A 1,318-nucleotide genomic window follows, 5' to 3' on the forward strand; every position below is an offset into this window, starting at 1 on the left:
CAGTTGGAAGTGTATGGCTTCCCTCGTGTGAAGAGAAACTCAGGTTATGTTGTCTTCGAGTGTTACCAAGATGGAGACGCAGAGAAGCTAGTTAAAGGTTTAGACTTTAGCTCATTGATTTTTGCGCGTCAGATGTTTGCTGTAGCGGCTGAATTTGAAGCGCTGCCAAGTGAAGACCGCATCAGCCCAATTCTTGCCGAGCTGTCAGAGTTTGAATCGTTCCCACGTTGTGGCGATCTACGTATCGAAACGCCAGACACGAACGAAGCAAAAGAGCTATTGAAGTTCTGCCGCAAGTTCACCGTGCCAATGCGCCAAGCGTTGCGTGGAAAAGGCTTGATGTGGAATAAAGACAACGCGAAGAAGCCAGTGCTACACATCTGTTTTGTCGCACCGGGTCATTGCTACGTGGGGTACTCTCTACCAGGCAACAACTCGCAGTTCTTTATGGGTATCCCTCGCTTGAAATTCCCAGCAGACGCACCAAGCCGCTCAACGCTAAAACTGGAAGAAGCTTTCCACGTATTTATTCCGCGAGATGAGTGGGATGAGCGTTTAGCGCCAGGCATGTGGGGCGTTGACTTAGGTGCATGTCCAGGTGGTTGGACGTACCAATTAGTGAAACGTTCTATGTTCGTTCATTGTGTTGATAATGGCATGATGGCAGACAGCTTGATGGAAACCGGTCAAATTAAGCACCACATGGTGGATGGCTTTAAGTTTGAACCAGACCGTAAGAACGTGACTTGGATTGTGTGTGATATGGTTGAGAAACCAGCTCGCGTGGCACATCTTATGGGCCAATGGCTGCTTAAAGGTTGGGCGAAAGAAGCCATCTTTAACCTGAAATTGCCAATGAAAGGTCGTTACGATGAAGTACTGCAAGATCTTGAAAATCTAAAAATGTTCTTGATTGAGAACAAGGTGAAATTCAAGCTGCAAGCGAAGCATCTGTATCATGACCGTGAAGAGATCACGATTCACATTCAGTGTCTATCTAACATCTCTCCGCACTAAGCTATCGTTTCTATGTGGTTGAACATTATTAAAAAAGCGCCTACTTCAGGCGCTTTTTTATTGCGGTTTAGGAATCGCGATAGTCACTCAATTACTGGTTGGTTGGCCACATCTCTTCCCATTTTACTGATTCCATGTTGTCTTCGATGCTATCTGGCGTTTGAGCAAAAAAGTCTAATCCAGTTTGACGTTCAACTTCGTCAATGGTGGTAATAAAGTTGGTTAACTCAGAGCTTGAAACATCACGATGCGGGACAATGAACGCAATGGCTTCGTCAAAGCTTGGATCAAGAATGACTTT

The 1,318-nt window shown here is 45.6% G+C and carries 2 protein-coding genes; one reads left to right on the plus strand and one right to left on the minus strand.

The window, feature by feature from the left end; genetic code table 11:
• Positions 1-1,017, plus strand: a 1,017-nt coding sequence (gene rlmM / locus R7Q47_RS24880; protein WP_318089960.1) for a 23S rRNA (cytidine(2498)-2'-O)-methyltransferase RlmM, incomplete at its 5' end; no start/stop codon positions are given.
• Positions 1,018-1,108: 91 nt separating this feature from the next.
• Here the strand turns inward: rlmM and R7Q47_RS24885 are convergent.
• Positions 1,109-1,318: DNA/RNA non-specific endonuclease (locus tag R7Q47_RS24885; RefSeq protein WP_318089962.1), on the minus strand; the 210-nt coding region annotated here is incomplete at its 5' end.

The sequence above is a fragment of the Vibrio sp. Vb0349 genome (assembly GCF_033338975.1).